This window comes from Pseudarthrobacter sp. Pseusp20, assembly GCF_059492155.1.
Window position 1 is genome coordinate 644834 of the sequence record NZ_CP168521.1, and the last position, 18844, is coordinate 663677.

Genomic DNA, 18844 nt, shown 5'->3' on the forward strand with positions numbered 1-18844 from the left:
AGGTTCATCTACGCCATAAGCAAAGCATGCTTACTAAATAATGCACAAGTCAGGGCCGCCCATACAGTGGTTGTCCATCCCGTGGTTAGGCTTGCAGCATGACGCCTACCACCTCCCGAACCACAGCACTCGTCACCGGGGCCAGCGCCGGGCTCGGCCACGAATTCGCCAGGCAGCTTGCCGCCCAGGGGCATGACCTGGTCCTGGTGGCGCGCAACGCGTCCCGGCTGGCGGAAACAGCAGAGGACCTCCGTCGCCGGTACGGAATCACGGCTGAGGTGCTTCCCGCAGACCTGACGGACGATGACGACGTTGCCGCCGTCGTCGAACGCCTGGAAGACACCAGCCGCCCGGTGGGAATCCTGGTGAACAACGCAGGGATCGGCCTGCTGCACAACTTCGAGGACAACCACGCGGCAGAGGAGAAGAAGCACCTGAAGCTGCACACGGAAACGGCCATGGTGCTGACACATGCGGCGCTCAAAGGCATGCTGGAGCGCGGGCAGGGCAGGATCATCAACGTGGCCAGCGTGGCGGCGTTCCTGCCGCGCGGCACGTATTCGGCGGCCAAGGCCTGGCTGGTGAGCTTCAGCCGGTGGGCCAATCTGGCTTACCGCAGCCGGGGCATCAAGGTCACGGCGGTCTGCCCCGGCTTCACCCACACCGAGTTCCACGACCGGATGGGGATGGACAAGTCCGTGGCCCCGTCCTGGACGTGGCTGCGCGCGGATCGGGTGGTCCGTGAAGGGCTGGCGGACAACGAGCGCGGCAAGGCCGTGTCCATCCCGTCCAAGCGCTACAAGGTGGTGGCAGCGGTGGCCAAGGTTGCTCCGGCGCGGCTAATGGCGGGGCCGGCGCGGAAACCGAAGTAGCGCCGGGAACGCGGCAGGCGTGCGGGCGCCGGGGCGGCGGACAGCCACCACCACCAGGATCCCCAGCAGTGCGCCCACCAGCGTTTCCACCGCTCGCTCAAGGATCAGGACCTGCGGTTCGGCAGGGAAGGCCAGCTGGGTCATCAGCAGAATCACCGGCGTGAACCAGACCATCGCCAAGCCATAGTGCCGGGTCATGAACAGCTCGGTGGCGAACTGGAAGAGGATGACCAGCAGGGCCAGCACCGTGGCGTGGTGCGCCGGCTCCTCAAAGGCGGGGTAGAGCGCAGCGAGCGCCCAGGGGCCCGGAAGAATGACGACGGCGGTAACCGCCAGGCCAAGGAACGTCCCCACGATGCGGTGGACACCGCGCCGGACGCTGCTGGGCAGGTCTGCGCCGGCGAGCGGTACGGCGGCTGCGGCCATCGCCCAGTGCGGGTGGCCGCTGCCGCTGATGACCCCCACGGTCCCGGCAGCACCGACGGCCAGGACGTACCTGGCAGCGTGGACGGCCAGCTCGCGCCGTCCCGCCGATGAGCGGGCCGGCACGCTCCTGGTGGCGCCGGGTTTCCAGGCCCTCCGGCGCATCCAGCCGCTGAAGCCGATCAGTATGGAGAAGAGCGCGGACCCGCCCGCGATGAGTATGGCGGCGTACCAGGGGACTGTGGTGGGAACGGAGGCGCAGGCACCCAGGGCAAGGATGCCGAAGAAGGGCCCGTTCGGTTTCAGGTGTACCCGGTCCGAGTACACCGAGCCCACTCCAGCCAGCGTGGCTTCCACCGCCACCAGCCACCAAGAGTGGATGTGGTTGATGGACAGCGTCACCCCCACGGCTACCCCGGTGAGCAGCACCAGGGCGGCCTGGCCCTGATGCCGGAGCCGCAGCTGGTGGGGTTCTGACCGGCCGTACATGCCGGTCAATGCGCCGAACACGGCGTAGATCATGAGGTCGGTCCGGCCCGCGGCCAGCAGGAGCAGCGACGGGACCGCCACGCTGAGGGCCACGCGCAGGGCGGCAAGATGGTCGTTGTTGGCAGGTTCAAGCCGGTGCAGCGCGCGGACCTGTTCCATGACGCGCTTCATTTTCCCGACCTGTCCTGTCCTGTTGTCCTGCAGCGGCCCGGGGGCCTTTGGGAACGTACCACCGGCACCGGACGGAGTCATATTGCCGGCAGTCACACTTGGACATCCGGCAGGAACGCCAAGGCCCGTCCGGCGTGCTTCCCCCAAGGAAACACGCGGGACGGGCCTGTGAGCGTGGGCTACAAGAGTGCCCGGGCGGCCGGCGGGATTATGCTCCCGCCGGAACCTTCCGGCCAGCCTGGGCGTCGATGCCGTCCTGGGTTTCAAACGGCAGTTCGTCCAGGTCGATCAGCGGGTTCTCATCCTGGGTGGCCACCAGTTCCTTCGCCTCCGCCTGGGTGTCCACGCTGGGCATGGAGCCCGGCAGGGGACGGTTGGCGGATTCCTTCAGGAAGTAGATGGCGATGGCGCCCACCAGGGAGGTTGCCATGAGGTAGTAGGCAGGCATCATGTCGTTGCCCGTGGCGCTGATCAGGGCTGCCACGATGAACGGCGTGGTCCCGCCGAAGATGGCCACGGCGAAGTTGTAGGCAATGCCCATGGCTCCGTAGCGGCTGGACGTGGGGAACTGTGCCGGCAGGGCCGAGGCCAGGTTGGCCACGTAGAAGGTCACCGGGAAGGCAATCAGCGAAAGCCCTGCAAGGGTGGACCAGATCTGCCCAATGCCTATCAGCATGAATGCCGGAACAGCCAGGACGATGGTGCTCACGGCGCCGATCCATAGCACCGGGCGGCGGCCGATCCGGTCGGACAGCTTGCCGGTCAGCGGGATGCACAGGCTCATGACCACCAGTACCGGAATGGTGAGCAGCGTGCCGTGGACTTCGTCGTAGCCCTTGGACTCCGTCAGGTAGGTGGGCATGTAGGAGGTAAGGGCGTAACCGGCGGTGTTGGCAGCGGCCACCACCACCATGGCAACGATGATGGGGCGCCAGTAGGCCTTGACGATGCCCACAGGTCCCTTGGCCGTCGCGGTGTCTCCGGCGGATGCATTCTTGGCGTTTTCTTCCTGGGCATCAAGGGTTGCCTGGAACTGCGGCGATTCCTCGATCTTGCTCCGGAAATAGACGGCGATCAGGCCCAGCGGACCTGCCACCAGGAACGGGATGCGCCAGCCCCAGTCCTCCATGGTGTCCTGGCCAAGCGTGAGCTGCAGGACGGAAACCAGGGCGGCGCCAATGGCGAAGCCGAGGTAGCTGCCCAGGTCCAGGAAGCTGGCGAAGAAGCCGCGGCGCTTGTCAGCCGCGTATTCGCTCACGAACGTGGTGGCACCGGCATACTCGCCGCCGGTGGAAAAGCCCTGGACGACCTTAAGGAGCACCAGCAGCGCGGCGGCCCACAGCCCGATCTGTGCGTACCCGGGCAGGAGGCCGACGGCGAAGGTGCTTGCCGCCATGATCATCAGCGTGGTGGCCAGGATCTTTTGGCGGCCCACCTTGTCGCCCAGCCAGCCGAAGATGACGCCGCCCAGGGGGCGGGCGATGAAGGTGGCGGCGAAGGTTCCCAGCAGGAACAGCGTCTGGGTGGTGGGGTCGGACTCGGGAAGGAATACCGGCCCCATGGTGGTGATGAGGTAGCCGAAGACGCCTACGTCGTACCATTCCATGGTGTTGCCAACAATGGTTCCGCCGAGCGCCTTTTTGAGCATGGGCTGGTCCACCACGTTGACATCTGATTCCTTGAGCCGGCGGCGCGGCAGCAGCCTGGGCTTCTTGGCAGCCACGGGGGCTGCCGGGTCTGTTCCGCTGGCGTTCCTGGCGCCTGCTGGAGAGTCGGTCCTGCTTCGGTCTGTGGGCATTTGGGCAACTCCTATGGAGGTCATTTGCTTGCGACTTGTAGCTGCCCCGCTCTGGGCAGGCCTTCAATTTTACGGGATTTCTGTAGCGCGCCGGCAGTTCAATGGCGTAGAGTGCGCCCTTTTGGGCCACTCCAGGGGTGGATTCCGCAACTTTTTGTGCCGCGTTTTCCCGCGCCATTACTGGGAAGCACGCTGATCAACGGCGGTGTTACCAAAAATTTTCCGTCCGGAACCGTTTCAGGTCCCATTTTTGGGTGATGGCGGCCGCGAAAGTGACCGGGGCCACGGCCTTTGGAGGGGGTTCACAGGACCCCGTGGCATGCCTATGGTAGAGCGATGAACACACCTCTTTCCGGGTAACAGTCCGCGCGCGCCCGGACGCTTTTCGTTGGCGTTTCGTTTCAAGGAAGAACGAAGGAAAGAAGGGAAGAACCACAATGGGTGAACAGTCCAACCAGTTCCATATCAACCCCGAGGTGGCGGACCACCTTGCGGCGGCCATGGATGCGCCGGTGGCACCGGGCCCTGCGGTCATGGGCACCGGCCCGATGGAGCAGCAAAGTGGATGGCCGGACGGCTACGGGAAGCGCCGGCATCCCAAGGACCGGGCTGCCGGCCATGGCCGGATGGGACATGAGGCGGCCGTGACCGCCGTCCACCGCACCGGCCGGCCGCAGATGCCGCACTCCTCGTAACCGGCACCTAAAGTAACCGGCACCTAAAACCGCCGTCGACCCGCAAATTACCTGGCGCCCCCGAAATCTGGCGGGCGCCAGGTAATTTGCGCGTCGTGGGGTGGTTGGCGCGTCGAAAACCCGGGTCAGGCTTCCCGAACCACTTCGGCCGGGTCCTTGTCCACGCGCCAGCCGCGCCACCGGGGATGCCGCAGCCTGCCCGGCCCGGTCCATTCGCCGTAGGTCACCTCGCCCACGAGTTCCGGCGAGACCCAGCGGGCGTCGGCGGCGTCGGGGCGGGGGACGTCATGGAACGGCGACGTCTTCCGGCCAAGCCGCTCCACCGTCTGCCGCAGTTCCGTGAGTTCGCGCATGCTGAAACCGCTGCCCACCCTGCCGACGTATTGCAGCTTGTCGCCGTCGGGAATTCCCACCAGCAGCGACCCCACCGTGTCCTGGCGTCCGCCCTTTCCCGGCCGCCAGCCGCCCACCACCACTTCCTGGGTCTGTTCTGTCTTGAGCTTGATCCACGTCCGGGTCCGCTGGCCGCTCACGTAGCGGCTGTCCGTCCGCTTGGCCATGATTCCTTCCAGCCCAAGCTCCTGCGCGCTTTCCATGAGGAGGTCCACAGGTTCGTCCAGCACCATGGAGAGTTCCACGGGGCAGCCGGACGGGCGGAAGAATTCCTCCAGCCGGCGCCGCCGGGTGCTGAGCGGCTTGCGCCGGAGGTCTTCTCCGTTGTCGAAGAGCAGGTCGAACAGCATCAGCTGGACCGGGATGGTGGTGCGGGCTTTGGCGACGTCGGCGGCCCGGGTCAGCTTCATCCGTCCCTGCAGCAGGCCGAAGCCGGGTTTCCCGCCGGGCCCGACGGCGATGATCTCACCGTCCGCCACGAAAGGGTGCTCCGGCCAGCAGGCCCGGTCCGTGAACTCGGGATAGGTGCGGCTGACGTCGTTGCCGTTGCGGGAGAAGATCCGGACCCTCTCCCGGTCTGCCACCAGGATGGCCCGGACGCCGTCCCATTTGAGCTCGTACTGCCATGCGCTGCCCTGCAGGTCACTGGTGTTCCCGGAGGTGGCCATCATGGGCTGGTATTCCAGTGGGTCTGCGGGAGCGCCGTTGGCGAGGTCCGCAGTTTCAGCAGGCGCGGCGGCCGGTGCAGGGTCCACTGCGCCTGCTTCCTGCGACGGCACCGTCGCTGCCGGGGCCGCGTGCCGCCGTCGTCCGCCTTGATGCTCCTGGTCCATCAGGTGGACCAGCCATTGGCTTTCGGCGTCCTTGCCCTGTCCGCGGCCCGTATGGATAAGCGCGATCTTCCTGGTCCCGCCAAGGCCGCCGCCCTCCGACCCGGTCAGGGTGACGATGACTTCCTTTCCGTTGATCCACTTGTGCAGTTCGTACGTGCCGGTGTCCCAGATGGTCATGACGCCCGCCCCGTACTGTCCCTTGGGGATTGTGCCGTGGAAGGTGAGGTAGTCCATGGGATGGTCCTCGGTCTGGACCGCCAGGTTGTTCTTGGCCCCGGACTCCGGAATGCCCTTGGGCAGGGCCCACGACACCAGGACACCCTCGTGTTCCAGCCGGAGGTCGTAGTGCAGCCGGCTGGCGTGGTGCTCCTGGATCACAAAACTGTTGTCACCGGCGGGGATGCCCGCGAAGGGTTCAGGCGTTGCCTTGGGATCGCGCATGGAACGGTACCTGCCCAGGCGGGGATCGCCGTCGTGGGATGCCTCCCCCTGGCCGGGGCCGCCGTCGGGAGTGCCGTCAGCGCCCTCCGCAGCGCCGGCTGCGGCACGGGCCCCGGCATTGACGACGGCGGCGAAAGGGTCCTTGCCGTCGCGCACCCGGCGCAGGACCTCCTGGTAGTCCAGGTGCTTGAGCCCCTGGGATTCGATTTCCCGCCAGGTCCGTGGTGCGGCCACCAGGGGCGTGGGCCGGCCCCGCAGTGAGTAGGGGACCACGGTGGTCTTCGCGGCGTTGTTCTGGCTCCAGTCCACCAGTACCTTTCCCGCACGGAGCGACTTCTTCATGTCGCTGACGGCGAGGTCCGGGTGGTCCGCTTCAAGGGCCCGGGCCAGTTCCCGGGCGAAAGCGGAGATCTGCTCAGAGGTCTGCGTCCCGTCCAGCGCCGCGTAGAGGTGGATGCCCTTGCTGCCGCTGGTGACCGGCACCGGGTCCAGGCCCACATCCTGCAGGATGGACCGCGCCAGGAGGGCCACCTCGCGGCATTCGGGCAGCCCGGCCCCTTCGCCCGGGTCCAGGTCGAGCACCAGCCGGTCCGGGTTGAGTTGGTTGCCATGCGAATCCACCCGCCACTGCGGTACGTGGATTTCGATCGAGTTGATCTGGCCGAACCAGGTCAGGGTGGCGGCGTCGTTGACCAACGGGTAGTAGATGGTCCGGTCCTTGTGGGTGATCGCCGCCCGTGGCAGCCAGCCCGGCGCTGAATCCTCCAGGTCCTTCTGGAAAAACACCTCACCCGGCTTGTCCGCGGTGCCCACGCCGTTGACCCACCGCTTGCGCGTGGCGGGACGGTTGGCCGCCGCCGGGATCAGGACGTGGGCCACCGCGGCGTAGTAGGCCAGCACGTCCGCCTTGGTGGTGCCGGTCTCCGGATAGATGATTTTGTCCAGGTTGGTCAGCGTCAGTTCGCGCCCCGCTACCCGGACACGTTCCCTACTCCCGGCCACGGGGCTTCACCTCCGGCCCGCTCTGATGTTGACTGTATGAATGAGAGCCATCTGGAAAGGTGCCATCGCGTTCGGGCTGGTCAACGTGCCCGTCAAGGTCTACAGCGCCACTGAGGATCATGACATCAGTCTGCACCAGGTTCACAATGCCGACGGCGGCAGGATCCGTTACCAGCGCCGGTGCGAAGTGTGCGGCGAGGTGGTGGACTACTCGGACATCGAGAAGGCGTTCGAGGAGGACGGCCGCACGGTGGTCCTGTCCAAGGATGAACTCAAGTCCATTCCCGCGGAGAACAGCCACGAGATCGAGGTGGTGCAGTTCGTCCCGTCTGAGCAGCTCGAACCCATGATGTTCGAGAAGAGCTATTACCTGGAGCCGGACTCCAAGTCGCCCAAGGCCTACGTGCTGCTCCGCCGGGCCCTGGAGGACACGGACCGGGTGGCCATCGTCCAGTTCGCGCTGCGGGAGAAAACCCGGCTGGGGGCCCTGCGGATCAAGAACGACGTGCTGGTGCTGCAGTCCCTTCTCTGGCCCGACGAGGTACGGGAGGCGAACTTTCCCGCCTTGGACGCCGACATCAGGATCTCCGCCCAGGAACGGGACATGTCCGCGGCGCTGGTGGAGTCCATGGCTGCCGATTTCGACCCCACGTCCTTCACCGACGAGTACCAGGTGCAGCTCCGCCAGCTCATCGAGGCCAAGCTCGAACAGGGTGAATCGCTGGACACGGAGGAGACCTTCGGCGTCGAAGCCGGTGAGGGCGGCAAGGGCGAGGTCATCGACCTGATGGAGGCCCTCAAGCGGAGCCTGGACAGGAAGCGTGGCGGCGGCGAGGCCGCTGCCACGGGGACTTCCGACGACGAAGCAGATACCGGGGAGGAGGAGGCCGAGCCCGCCAAACCGGCGCGGAAAGCGTCCGCGAAGTCCCCGGCTCCGAAAACCGCTGCCGCCAAGTCGAGCGCAGCCAAATCGACGGCTTCCAAGTCAACGGCCGCCAAATCGGGTGCAGCCAAATCAACCGCCTCCAAATCAACAGCGTCTAAATCAGCGGCCAAGTCCACGGACACCAAGTCCACTGGAACCAAGACCGCAGAAAAGCCTGCGGCCAAGGCCACCAGGGCGCGCAAGCCTGCCTGACCCGGGCGCCCAGCCGCAATCCTGCCTTTACAGCGGCCTGTATCGCGTCCACAATGAGTCGCATCGCAGCCTCCGCTGTGCCAACAGTGTGCTGTCGCCCATTTTGAACGGACACGTAGAGGGGCACGGACATGGACAACCAGACCGACGTGATGGACGCTGACCGGGAGCTGAAGAAGAAGCACCGGGCCATGTGGGCGTCAGGTGACTACCCGGCCCTCGCCGATGAGATGCTCCTGGAACTGGGCGCCGTCCTCGTCGAAGCCTCCGGTATCAGGCCGCGCCAGCGGGTCCTCGACGTGGCGGCAGGAACCGGCAATGCAGCCATTCCCGCAGCCATGATGGGTGCCAAAGTGGTGGCCAGCGACCTCACCCCCGAGCTTTTCGAGGCAGGGCGCCGGGAAGCCGCAAACCGCGGCGTCAGCCTGGAGTGGCAGGAAGGCGACGCCGAAGCCCTGCCCTTCGGCGATGCAGAGTTCGACGCTGTGATGTCCTGCATCGGCGTCATGTTCGCGCCGCACCACCAGGCGGCGGCCGACGAGTTGCTCCGGGTGTGCAAGCCGGGAGGGTCCATAGGGCTGCTGTGCTGGACGCCGGAAGGGTTCATCGGGCAGATGTTTACCGCGATGAAGCCGTTCGCTCCACCGCCCCCGCCGGGTGCGCAGCCGGCGCCGCTGTGGGGGAGCGAGGAGCATGTCCGCGAACTGTTGGGCGACAGGGTTACCGAAATCCATACCCGCAAGCAGAACCTGGCGGTCAAGAGCTTCCACCAGCCCGCGGACTTCGTCAGGTACTTCAAGTCCCATTACGGCCCCATGATCTCCGTGTACAAATCACTGGGCGAGGACCAGGACAAGGTCAAGGCACTGGACCAGGCCCTCACGGAGCTGGCGGACTCGTTCGGCGACGCCCACGGTGATGTGCCCTTCCAGATGGAATGGGAGTACCTGCTCTTCACGGCCAGGAAAGCCTGAGCCATGGCGGAGAACCATGTGGCAACGTCCGCCACCACCATCAACGCAAGTCCTGGGCGGGTGTGGGAGGTGATCACGGACCCGGCTGCCGTAAAGGAGTTCATGTTCGGGACCACGCTGGAGACCGACTGGAACGTTGGAAGCCCCATCACCTGGCAGGGCGAGTGGGAAGGAAAGGCGTACCAGGACAAAGGCGAAATCCTGGCGGTTGAACCGGGACGGAAACTGGTCCACACCCATTTCAGCCCGTTGTCCGGCCAGGAGGACGAGCCGGACAACTACCACACACTCGAATGGACGCTCGAGGACCAGGGCGGCGCCACCCGGCTGACACTGGCCCAGGACAGGAACCCCACCGAGGAAGCCGCCGCGCACTCGAAAGCCATGTGGGACAAGCTCCTGGCCGACGTCAAGGCGCTCGCTGAACGCCGCTGACCCGCCCGCCCTTGGAACCAACGCTTAACCGGGGTGCCCAACGCTTAAAAGCCAAGCGGCCGCCGTCGGATGTTCTTCCAATGGGGGAACATCCGACGGCGGCCGCCGGCTTGTGTGCTGCCCTCAGGCAGCGTGGCTGCTGCTAGGCGTCGTGGTCCGTTTCCAGGATCTGCACCAGGTGGTCCAGCGCATCGTCCGCACCGGCACCTTCGGCGCGGAGCACCACCACGTCGCCGTGCGACGCGCCCAGGCTCATAAGGGACAGGATGCTGGCGGCGTCCATCGCCTCGTCGACCGGCTCGCCTTCACGGGCGATGGTGATGTCCAGGTCGTACTCGCCGGCTGCCTCTGCAAAGATGGCGGCGGGGCGGGCGTGCAGGCCCACGCGGCTGGCGACGGTTGCGGTGCGTTCTGGCATTGTTGCTCCTTTAGTCTTTCGGCGTGCTGAGGGTTCAGCGGCCGGTGGGGTATGCGGCTAAGCCGGTTCAGACGGTTACGGGAACCGGTTCAACCGTATCAACGGTCTTCTTGACTGCCCAGCGCTTCAGGGCGATGACCGACAGCGCGGTGATCACCGTGCCGACGGCGATTGAGACGACGAACATCAGGAAGTTGTCGATGGCGAAGAACACGAAGAGTCCGCCGTGGGGTGCCTTGGACCCGACGCCCGCCGCCATCGAGATGGCTCCGGTCACGGCCCCGCCCAGCATGCTGGCGGGGATGACGCGCAGCGGGTCGGCTGCGGCGAAGGGGATGGCACCTTCGGAGATGAAGGAGGCCCCCAGCAGCCAGGCGGCCTTGCCGTTTTCCTGCTCAGCCAGGCTGAAGAGCTTCTTGTTCAGGACGGTGGAGGCCAGTGCCATGGCCAGCGGGGGAACCATGCCGGACGCCATGACGGCTGCCATGATCTGCCACGGTGCCTGGTTGTCCATGGTTGCTGCACCCAGGCCGGCGACGGCGAAGGAGTAGGCAACCTTGTTGACCGGTCCGCCGAGGTCGAAGCACATCATCAGGCCCAGGATTACGCCCAGGGCGATGGCGCCGGCGCCGGTCAGGCCCGACAGCCACGCGTTCAGGCCCTTGGTGATGGCCACGATCGGTCCGCCAAGGATTACGAACATCAGGCCGGAAGCCACCAGGGATGCCAGCAGCGGGATGATGACCACCGGCATCAGGCCGCGCAGCCACCGGGCCACCTGCAGGCGGCCCACCACGTGGGCGATGTAACCGGCGAGCAGGCCGCCGACGATACCGCCGAGGAAGCCGGCTCCCATGAATCCGGCCACTGCACCGGCAACGAAGCCGGGGGCGATACCCGGACGGTCAGCGATCGCGTAGGCGATGTAGCCGGCCAGCGCCGGGACCAGGAAGCCCAGTGAAAGCGCACCGATCTTGAACAGCACCGCGCCCAGGTAGGCGCCCAGCGGGCCCCAGGCGTTGTCAGGGAACTCGGTGGGCAGGTTGAAGAGGCTGTTCTGGACCACGATGTTGTCTGCGTACTTGGTGATCAGGTAGCCGCCCATGAGGAAGCCGAGGGCGATGAGGAGGCCACCACCTGCCACGAACGGAATCATGTAGCTGACACCAGTGAGCAGGGCCTTCTTGAGCTTCTGCCCGATGTGCTCGCCCTTTTCCTCAGCCTCGTGCTCGGCCTGCTCCTCAGCCCCGAAGTGCGGGACGCGCCGGGCATTGGGGTTGTCGGCTGCGGCGAGCGCTTCCTGGACCATCTTGTCCGGCTCGTCGATGCCGCGCTTCACGGGGGCGTTGATGACGGGCTTGCCGGCGAAGCGCTCCTTGCCGCGCACGTCAACGTCCACGGCGAAGATCACGGCGTCCGCCGCGGCGATGACGGCGGGGTCCAGCGCCTTGGCGCCGGAGGAACCCTGGGTTTCCACCTGCAGGTCCACGCCTGCTTCCCTGGCGGCTGCCACGAGGGAATCGGCCGCCATGTAGGTGTGTGCGATGCCGGTTGGGCATGCGGTGACGGCGACGAGGCGCTTGGGGCCCTTGCCGGCGGAACCTGCCGATGCCCCTGCGGGCGCGCCGGCAGCAGCCGGGGAACCGGTTGAACCGACGCCGGCGCCAACCGGGACTGCGTCAGCGGGGGCGGGTGCGGCGTGTGCGGCCGGCTTGTCAGCCAGTGCGCCTTCGACCAGTTCCACAATCTCCGTTTCCGATGAAGCGTTGCGGAGGGCTGCGGTGAAGTCCTTCTTGATCAGGGACCGTGCCAGCTTGGACAGCAGCTTCAGGTGCTCCTGGTCCGCGCCGTCCGGAGCGGCAATGAAGAACACCAGGTCTGCCGGTCCGTCCTTGGCGCCGAAGTCCACCTTCGGGTTGAGCCGGGCCATGGCCAGGGTGGGCACGGTGACCGCTGCAGAGCGGCAGTGCGGGATGGCGATGCCGCCGGGGATTCCGGTGGCCGTCTTCTGCTCGCGGGCGAAGGCGTCTGCGAACAGGCCTTCGACTTCTGAGGCGCGTCCGGCGGCAGCTACCTTGCTTGCCAGATGCCGGATCACCGTTTCGGGGGCATTGCCCAGGTTCTGGTCGAGCTCGACCAGTTCCGTGGTGATGAGCTGGGTCACTGTCAATCCTTTCGAAGGGCCGTGATGGTTACGGCATCCGGGGTGGTTTGGTTTACTGCCGGAACAGTGGAACCCGGCAGGGAGGCAGCGGCGGCACCATGGGCCACCGCCTGGCGAAGGCAGTCGGCAGGGGCGGCGCCCCGGCCGTGGGCAAGCAGGTAGCCGGCAAGAGCGGAATCGCCCGCGCCTACCGTGCTGACCGCGGCGACCGGCGGGTGCGTGGCCAGCCACGCGCCGTCGGCCGTTACAAGGACAGCTCCCTTGGAACCGAGAGTTGCCAGCACAGCACCCACACCGGAACGTACGACGGCGGCTGCGGCGGCCGCGGCAGCAGCCGGGTCCGCTTCCAGTTCGTCACCGGAGGCCGGGGCGAAGCCGGCGGCTGCGGCCAGCTCCGCCAGTTCCTCGGCATTGGGCTTGAGGAGGTCCGGTTTCCCGGAACCTGTGGTTGTTCCGCCGCCGGTGCCTGGTCCGCCGCTGGTTCCGGCGTCAGAGGCGCCGTTGCCAGTCAACGCGGCGGCCAGGGGCGCCCCGGAGGAGTCGACGGCGATCAGCGGCGCAGTGCCGTTGCCCGCCTCCCGGATCCGCCGGGCCACCGTGGCGTAGAAGTTGTCCGGGAATCCAGGCGGCAGCGAGCCGGCCAGGACCACCCAGCTGGCACCGCGGGAGCTTTCCAGCAGCAGCTTGACGAGGGCTTCCTGCTGGTCGGCGCCCAGGACGGGGCCGGGTTCGTTGATCTTGGTGGTCACGCCGCCGGGCTCGGTGAGCGCCACGTTGGTGCGCAGCGGCTCATCGATGGGGAGCGAGACGAAGGGAACTGCGCTTTCACGCAGGCCGGCGAGGACGGGATCGCTGTCCGCCCCGGGGAGGACGGCAAGCGACTCCAGGCCGGAAGCCACCAGTGCACGGGAGACGTTGACGCCCTTGCCGCCGGACTCCTGGCGGACGGAGACGGCGCGCTGCACTTCACCCCTTTCCAGCGGGCCCGGGAGGGCGACGGTCCGGTCAAGGCTGGGGTTGGCCGTGAAGGTGATGATCATGCGACCACCACGTCTACGCCGGCATCTTCCAGGGCGGCTGCGAGCTCAGGTCCGGGTTCACTGTCTGTGATCAAGGTGTCCAGATCTTTCAGGGAGGCGAACTGGACCAGGGTTTCCGTGTCCAGCTTGGAGGAGTCGGCCAGCACCACAATGCGGCGTGCCGACTGGACGAAGGCTGCCTTGACGGCTGCTTCTTCAGGATCGGGAGTGCTGACGCCAAAAGTGGCGTGGATGCCATTGGTGCCGATGAACGCTATGTCGGGGCGGATGCGGGCGGCGGCGTTCACGGTCGCCTGTCCCACGGCCACCTGGGTGATTCCGCGGACCCGGCCGCCCAGGATCTGCAGGGCAACGCCGGGAACGTTGGAGAGCTTGCTGGCGATGGGGACGGCGTGGGTGATGACCACCAGTTCGTGGTGGGGTCCGTTCCCGTCGGAAGGTTCGACGGCGGTGCGCCGCGCCAGCATGTCTGCCAGCACCTCGGTGGTGGTGCCGCCGTCCATGAGGACGCTGGCGGACGAGTTCCGGGGGATCAGGGCCAGGGCGGCTTCGGCAATCCGGATTTTTTGGTCCGGCCGCTGGATGGCCCGGTCGGTAACGCTTTCCTCGGTGGTGCTGAAGCGGTCTGCCGCTACCGCGCCGCCGTGGACTCGGCGGACAGTGCCGGCATTTTCCAGGGCTGCAAGGTCCCGGCGGACTGTTTCGGTGGTGATACTGAAGCGCTCAGCCAGCAGGGTCACACTGACCCGGCCGCTGCCGGCGACAAGCTCGGCAATCTTTTGCTGGCGCTCCTCGGCGAACACGTACCCTCCGTTGCGTAGGTCCTGCTGTATCTGTTGCCTTGCGGGTTCCCGACTTCGACGTGACTGGCATCACATCGATGTTGAGTTACTTGACTTTATCTTTGCTTCTGTTGGTTTGTCAATGGAAACCAACATGAAACAATATTTGCGTTTCTTGGGGGACGTGCCGGGAATGGCGAAAGCCGGGCTGGACAGGTTCTGTCCAGCCCGGCTTTCCGGGTTTTCATCGCCGCCTCTCCGGGCACCTGCCCCGAATTGCGCCTTGCTTAGACGCCGCCGTCGCGGCTTTCGTGCCGGGTGATGCGCTCGCCGGTATTGGGGTCAATGACGGAGCGGGACTCGCTCACGCGGCGGCTGCGGCCGGGGGAAGCGAGGATGAGCGAAGCGATCAGTCCGATCACGCCCACGGCCATCAGGATGTAGCCCACCAGCTGCTGGTCCACGAATGGAATCAGTCCTGGAGCAACGGCCCAGGCAAGGATGGCGCCGAGGGCGATGAGGAAGATTGACGAGCCGATTCTCATGACTTGCTCCTTAGGGCCGCGTCCTGCGCGGCGCTGGTAGGGCCTGACGGAAAGGTGGTGCGTACACTTCGAAAGCTAAGCCTGCTGTCTGTCAAGCGTCACGCTACCTCCCTGTGATTCCGGATTCAACGACCCGCCCGGGACGGCGCGGTTCCATGGCTAGGCTTGTCCGGTGGAAACAGTTGTGTGGTCCAGGCCGGAAGGGCAACGCGCCGGCACTCCCTTACTGGTGATGATGCATGGATACGGGACGGACGAGTCGCGGATGGTGCGCCTGTTCGAGTACCTGCCGCAGGAGTTCACCTTCGCGGCACTGCGGGCCCCCATGCCCATCGGCGACCACTGGGGCTGGTTCCTGCTCGACTACTTCCTGGCCAACGACTTTGCGGACGTCATCTCGGCCGCCAACGCGGTGCACGCCTGGATCAGTTCCGTCAAGGACCGGCACAGCAGCGTCAGCCTCATGGGGTACTCCCAGGGCATGGCCATGGCCAGCACCCTCCTGCGGCTGCATCCCGAAGACTATAAGGCCGTCGTGGGGCTGTCCGGCTTCGTACTCAACAACGAGCTCCTCTCCGTGATGGATTCGTTCGAGGCCAAGCCGCCGTTCTTCTGGGGCCGGGACAAGGCGGACCTGGTAATTAACGAAGACGCCGTTGCCTACACCGCCGAATGGCTCGAAAAGAACACGCTGTTGACTGCCCGCACCTACCCGGGGATGGGGCACGCCATGTCCAAGGCGGAAATGGTGGACGTCAGCGCCTTCCTGCGCCATTACGTGCTGCGCTGACCCCTATGCTGCTGCATGGCCGTGGGCAGTTGTGTGAACGGCTAAAAAAACATTTGCAAGTCAAATTTGCAAGCGCTTACACTCGTCTACGGCCATGATCGGTCCTGCAGTGGGCGGGCAAGGAAGCGATGCTGTGCGCAAATGCGCCGGCAGCACCTTCCTTCAGGCTGTCCCGGCAGGGCCGGTAGTCCGCAACCCGAGAGGACACCGCACTGCTGATGACACAACAAACTGCAGCTGATACCGCCGCCTGGACCGGCGCGGCAGCAATCCTGTTTGACCTGGACGGGGTGCTGACGCCCACGGCCACTGTGCATGAGCGTGCCTGGCAGGAACTGTTCGACGGATACCTGGCCTCGCAGCCGGGGGTCTCCGGTTACAGCGAAAGCGACTACTTCGACCACATCGACGGCAAGCCCCGCTTTGACGGAGTGCGCGACTTCCTGGCCTCCCGGGGACTCACGCTGCCGGAAGGCCCGCTGGATGACGACCCTTCCAACGACACGGTCCAGGGCCTGGGCAACCGGAAGAACGCCATCTTCAACGACATCGTGAGCGCCGGCGTCGAACCGTTCGAAGGCTCGGTGCGCTTCCTCCAGGCTGCGCTTGAGCGCGGACTCAAGGTCGCCGTCGTCTCCTCCTCCCGCAATGCCCCCGCCGTCCTGAAGGCCGCCGGACTCAGCCACCATTTCGCCGTCGTAGTGGACGGGGTGGTGGCCGCAGAGCGTGGCCTCCCCGGAAAGCCAAGCCCGGCCACCTACGAATACGCAGCCAAGCTGCTGGACCTGTCCAGCTCCGGGTGCGTGGTGGTGGAAGACGCCGTGTCCGGCGTGCAGGCCGGACACGCGGGATCGTTCCACTCGGTCATTGGCGTGGACCGGGGCGCAGGGCGGCAGACGCTGCTCGATGCCGGAGCCACCCTGGTGGTCAACGACCTCCAGGAACTTCTTCCCTAAACCCGCCGCCAGAAACCCCGTTGCCTTCCCCCGGGCAACCCCTGCTGCTTCCCCGGCAGCACCAATTCGAATACCGCATTCCCCCGAATACTCCGTGCCGGCCCGCCGCCCGCACGGCATCGCCAAAAGGACCCCGACCATGGCACTGATCACTGCGGACCGCGAACGGTTCCCCGACACCCCCTGGCAGCTCGTTGAAACGCGCCATGAATCCGAAAACGCGGGAACGCTTGAGACCCTGTTTGCCCTGGGCAACGGGCACCTGGGCATCCGGGGTGCCCATTGGGCTGCGGCCGACGCCGAACTCCCGGGCAGCTTCATCAACGGGCTGCACGAAATCTGGGACATCAAGCACGCCGAGAATGCGTTTGGGTTCGCCCGGACGGGGCAGCGCATCCTCTACATCCCGGACGCCAACAACTTCACCGTGGTGGTGGACGGGGAAAGCCTGAGCCTGGCCGAATCCGAGGTCGTCGACTACCGGCGCAGCATCGACTTCTGCACCGGCATCTACGAATGCCGCATCACCTGGCAATGCCGGTCCGGCGCCGTGGTGACCACCACGGAACGGCGGGCCGTTGGCTTCGCCTCCCGCGGCAGCCTTGGTATTTCGCTTGACGTTGCCACGGACCGCCAGGTCTCCCTGGACGTCACCTCCTCCGTCATCAACCGGCAGGACCAGCCGGTGGAAGACCACTCCGTGCATGATCCGCGCCGCGCCGGCCGCCACGCCGGGCGCGTGCTTTTGCCCGTGCGGCTCGACGGCGGCGATGGCTCCCTGCGCCTGTCCTGGGAGGCCTCCGAATCAAAGCAGCGCGTGGGGATCGCGGTTGACCACTGGACGTCCCCCGGGCACCAGCCGTTTGAGACTCTGGTGGACCAGGACGACAGCAGCGTCCGGTACGTCCTGGCAGTGGATGCCGCCGAGCCGTTCCGGCTGGAAAAGAGCGTCAGCTACGCCGCCGGCCGCACGGTGCAGGACCCTGACGTCGACGCAGCTGCAGTGGCCGAAGAGGCGCTGCGCCCGGTGAATGACATCTTTGCCGAGAGCGAAGCCCATTTCCGCGGCTACTGGGCCACATCGGACATTGTGGTTGAGGGCGGCGGGCCCGGCCTGCAGCAGGCTATCCGGTGGAACCTGTTCCAGCTGGCGCAGGCCACCGCGCGCGCCGATGTTGCCGGCATCCCTGCCAAGGGCGTGACGGGCTCGGGTTACGAGGGGCACTACTTCTGGGACCAGGAAGTGTACCTGTTGCCGTACCTCACCTACACCAATCCCGACGGCGCCCGGCAGGTTTTGGAGTTCCGCCACGGCATGCTGCCCGAAGCCAAGATCCGCGCCAAGGAGCTGAGCGTTGACGGCGCCCTCTTCCCGTGGCGCACTATCAACGGGCTCGAGGCCAGCGCCTATTACGCCGCCGGCACCGCGCAGTTCCACATCGCGGCCGCCATCGCCTTTGCCACCAACAGGTACCTTTGGGCCACCGGCGACGCCGCCTTCCGGGAAGGAATGGGTGCCGAGCTGCTGATCGAGACCGCCCGGATGTGGATCTCCCTGGGCTTCTTCGGCAAGGACGGCCTCTTCCACATCCACGGCGTCACCGGCCCTGATGAGTACACGGCCGTGGTGAACGACAACCTGTACACAAACGTGATGGCCCGCTTCAACCTGCGTGCCGCCGCCGCGCTTGAGCATGCCGAAATCACCAACGAAGAGCGCCAGATGTGGGAGGCCGCGGCCAGCCGGATGCAGCTTCCGTTCGACGAGCGGATGCAGGTGCACTCCCAGGACAATGACTTCATGACCCTGGAGGCCTGGGACTGGACCACGCCGCGGTCCAAGTATCCGCTGCTCCTGCACTTCCACCCGCTGGTGATTTACCGCCACCAGGTCCTCAAGCAGGCCGACACGGTGCTTGCCATGTTCCTGCAGTGGCAGGATTTCACGGCGGAGGAAAAGCAGCGCGCCTTTGACTTCTACGATCCCATCACTACGGGCGACTCCACCCTGTCCGCCTGCGTCCAGGGCATCATGGCCGCCGAGGTGGGCTACTTCAAGGAGGCCCTGGACCACTTCACCAACGCCGTGTTCATCGACCTCGACGACACCCACGGCAACACCATCGACGGCGTGCATATCGCGTCCACAGGCGGCGTATGGAGTTCCCTGGTGTGCGGTTTCGCCGGACTGCGCGACCAGGGCCCGGTCCCGTTTTTCGATCCGCGCCTGCCTGGACAGTGGGAAGGGCTTGCCTTCCACCTGAAGATCCGCGGCCGCCTGCTGCTGGTCCGGCTTTCTGCCGACGCCATTACGCTCACGGTCCAGGAGGGCGAACCCCTGGAGGTGGACGTCCGCGGCCAGCGGTTGATGGTCACGGGCCAGCCCGTGCAGGTGCACCTGGAGCGCATCCCGGAGCCGGAGCCCACGGTCTTCCCGAGCGGACCACCGACGGCGAGCATTCCCGTGGTGCGCGGCAGAAGCTAG

At 66.2% G+C, this 18844-nt stretch carries 16 protein-coding genes; 8 read left to right on the forward strand and 8 right to left on the reverse strand.

The window, feature by feature from the left end; genetic code table 11:
• Nucleotides 1-98 precede the first annotated feature (98 nt).
• A complete protein-coding gene (locus ACEN9K_RS03140) occupies nucleotides 99-872 on the forward strand; it encodes an SDR family NAD(P)-dependent oxidoreductase (protein ID WP_018769648.1) in 774 nt (257 codons plus the stop codon).
• On the opposite strand, the gene ACEN9K_RS03145 is transcribed toward ACEN9K_RS03140, so the two are convergent.
• Both ACEN9K_RS03145 and ACEN9K_RS03150 read right to left on the reverse strand, forming a co-directional pair.
• A complete protein-coding gene (locus ACEN9K_RS03145) occupies nucleotides 840-1955 on the reverse strand; it encodes an FUSC family protein (RefSeq protein ID WP_018769649.1) in 1116 nt (371 codons plus the stop codon). The two genes, ACEN9K_RS03140 and ACEN9K_RS03145, sit on opposite strands and share 33 nt — an antisense overlap.
• Nucleotides 1956-2163: 208 nt before the next feature.
• Complete coding sequence (locus ACEN9K_RS03150; protein ID WP_223993553.1) at nucleotides 2164-3753, reverse strand: MFS transporter; 1590 nt, start codon at nucleotides 3751-3753, stop codon at nucleotides 2164-2166.
• Nucleotides 3754-4190: 437 nt separating this feature from the next.
• Here ACEN9K_RS03150 and ACEN9K_RS03155 point away from each other — a divergent pair, with 437 nt between their 5' ends.
• Nucleotides 4191-4448 (forward strand): hypothetical protein, encoded by a 258-nt coding sequence (locus ACEN9K_RS03155; protein WP_018769651.1) that lies wholly within the window; start codon nucleotides 4191-4193, stop codon nucleotides 4446-4448.
• Nucleotides 4449-4573: 125 nt separating this feature from the next.
• Here the strand turns inward: ACEN9K_RS03155 and ACEN9K_RS03160 are convergent, their stop codons facing one another.
• Nucleotides 4574-7117, reverse strand: a complete 2544-nt coding sequence (locus tag ACEN9K_RS03160) for an ATP-dependent DNA ligase (RefSeq protein ID WP_495635163.1) — start codon at nucleotides 7115-7117, stop codon at nucleotides 4574-4576.
• A 40-nt stretch (nucleotides 7118-7157) separates the two neighbouring features.
• On the opposite strand from ACEN9K_RS03160, the gene ku reads away from it, so the two are divergent.
• The 3 genes from ku to ACEN9K_RS03175 all read left to right on the forward strand — a co-directional run bounded on the left by ku (nucleotide 7158) and on the right by ACEN9K_RS03175 (nucleotide 9664).
• A complete protein-coding gene (ku, locus tag ACEN9K_RS03165; protein WP_018769653.1) occupies nucleotides 7158-8255 on the forward strand; it encodes a non-homologous end joining protein Ku in 1098 nt (365 codons plus the stop codon).
• Nucleotides 8256-8386: 131 nt separating this feature from the next.
• Nucleotides 8387-9229 (forward strand): class I SAM-dependent methyltransferase, encoded by an 843-nt coding sequence (locus ACEN9K_RS03170; protein ID WP_018769654.1) that lies wholly within the window; start codon nucleotides 8387-8389, stop codon nucleotides 9227-9229.
• A gap of 3 nt (nucleotides 9230-9232) precedes the next feature.
• Nucleotides 9233-9664, forward strand: a complete 432-nt coding sequence (locus tag ACEN9K_RS03175; RefSeq protein ID WP_056391037.1) for an SRPBCC domain-containing protein — start codon at nucleotides 9233-9235, stop codon at nucleotides 9662-9664.
• Between the two features lie 142 nt (nucleotides 9665-9806).
• Here ACEN9K_RS03175 and ACEN9K_RS03180 read toward each other — a convergent pair whose 3' ends face one another.
• The 5 genes from ACEN9K_RS03180 to ACEN9K_RS03200 all read right to left on the reverse strand — a co-directional run bounded on the left by ACEN9K_RS03180 (nucleotide 9807) and on the right by ACEN9K_RS03200 (nucleotide 14613).
• Nucleotides 9807-10082 (reverse strand): HPr family phosphocarrier protein, encoded by a 276-nt coding sequence (locus tag ACEN9K_RS03180; RefSeq protein ID WP_018769656.1) that lies wholly within the window; start codon nucleotides 10080-10082, stop codon nucleotides 9807-9809.
• 67 nt (nucleotides 10083-10149) lie between these two features.
• A complete protein-coding gene (locus ACEN9K_RS03185) occupies nucleotides 10150-12246 on the reverse strand; it encodes a PTS fructose transporter subunit IIABC (protein WP_056391033.1) in 2097 nt (698 codons plus the stop codon).
• A gap of 2 nt (nucleotides 12247-12248) precedes the next feature.
• Entirely contained in the window at nucleotides 12249-13286 is a 1038-nt protein-coding gene (locus tag ACEN9K_RS03190; protein ID WP_018769658.1) for a 1-phosphofructokinase family hexose kinase, read from the reverse strand.
• Nucleotides 13283-14089 (reverse strand): DeoR/GlpR family DNA-binding transcription regulator, encoded by an 807-nt coding sequence (locus ACEN9K_RS03195; RefSeq protein WP_056391029.1) that lies wholly within the window; start codon nucleotides 14087-14089, stop codon nucleotides 13283-13285. The genes ACEN9K_RS03190 and ACEN9K_RS03195 overlap by 4 nt, the downstream gene beginning before the upstream one ends.
• Before the next feature lie 266 nt (nucleotides 14090-14355).
• A complete protein-coding gene (locus ACEN9K_RS03200; RefSeq protein ID WP_018769660.1) occupies nucleotides 14356-14613 on the reverse strand; it encodes a DUF6458 family protein in 258 nt (85 codons plus the stop codon).
• Nucleotides 14614-14785: 172 nt separating this feature from the next.
• On the opposite strand from ACEN9K_RS03200, the gene ACEN9K_RS03205 reads away from it, so the two are divergent.
• The 3 genes from ACEN9K_RS03205 (at nucleotide 14786) to ACEN9K_RS03215 (ending at nucleotide 18844) form a co-directional block, all read left to right on the forward strand.
• Nucleotides 14786-15403: an alpha/beta hydrolase gene (locus ACEN9K_RS03205; protein WP_056391027.1), complete on the forward strand. Its 618-nt coding sequence runs from the start codon at nucleotides 14786-14788 to the stop codon at nucleotides 15401-15403.
• A gap of 218 nt (nucleotides 15404-15621) precedes the next feature.
• Nucleotides 15622-16359 carry an HAD family hydrolase gene (locus ACEN9K_RS03210; RefSeq protein WP_223993567.1) on the forward strand — a complete coding sequence of 246 codons (738 nt, stop codon included), beginning with the start codon at nucleotides 15622-15624 and terminating at the stop codon, nucleotides 16357-16359.
• A gap of 139 nt (nucleotides 16360-16498) precedes the next feature.
• A complete protein-coding gene (locus tag ACEN9K_RS03215) occupies nucleotides 16499-18844 on the forward strand; it encodes a glycoside hydrolase family 65 protein (RefSeq protein ID WP_018769663.1) in 2346 nt (781 codons plus the stop codon).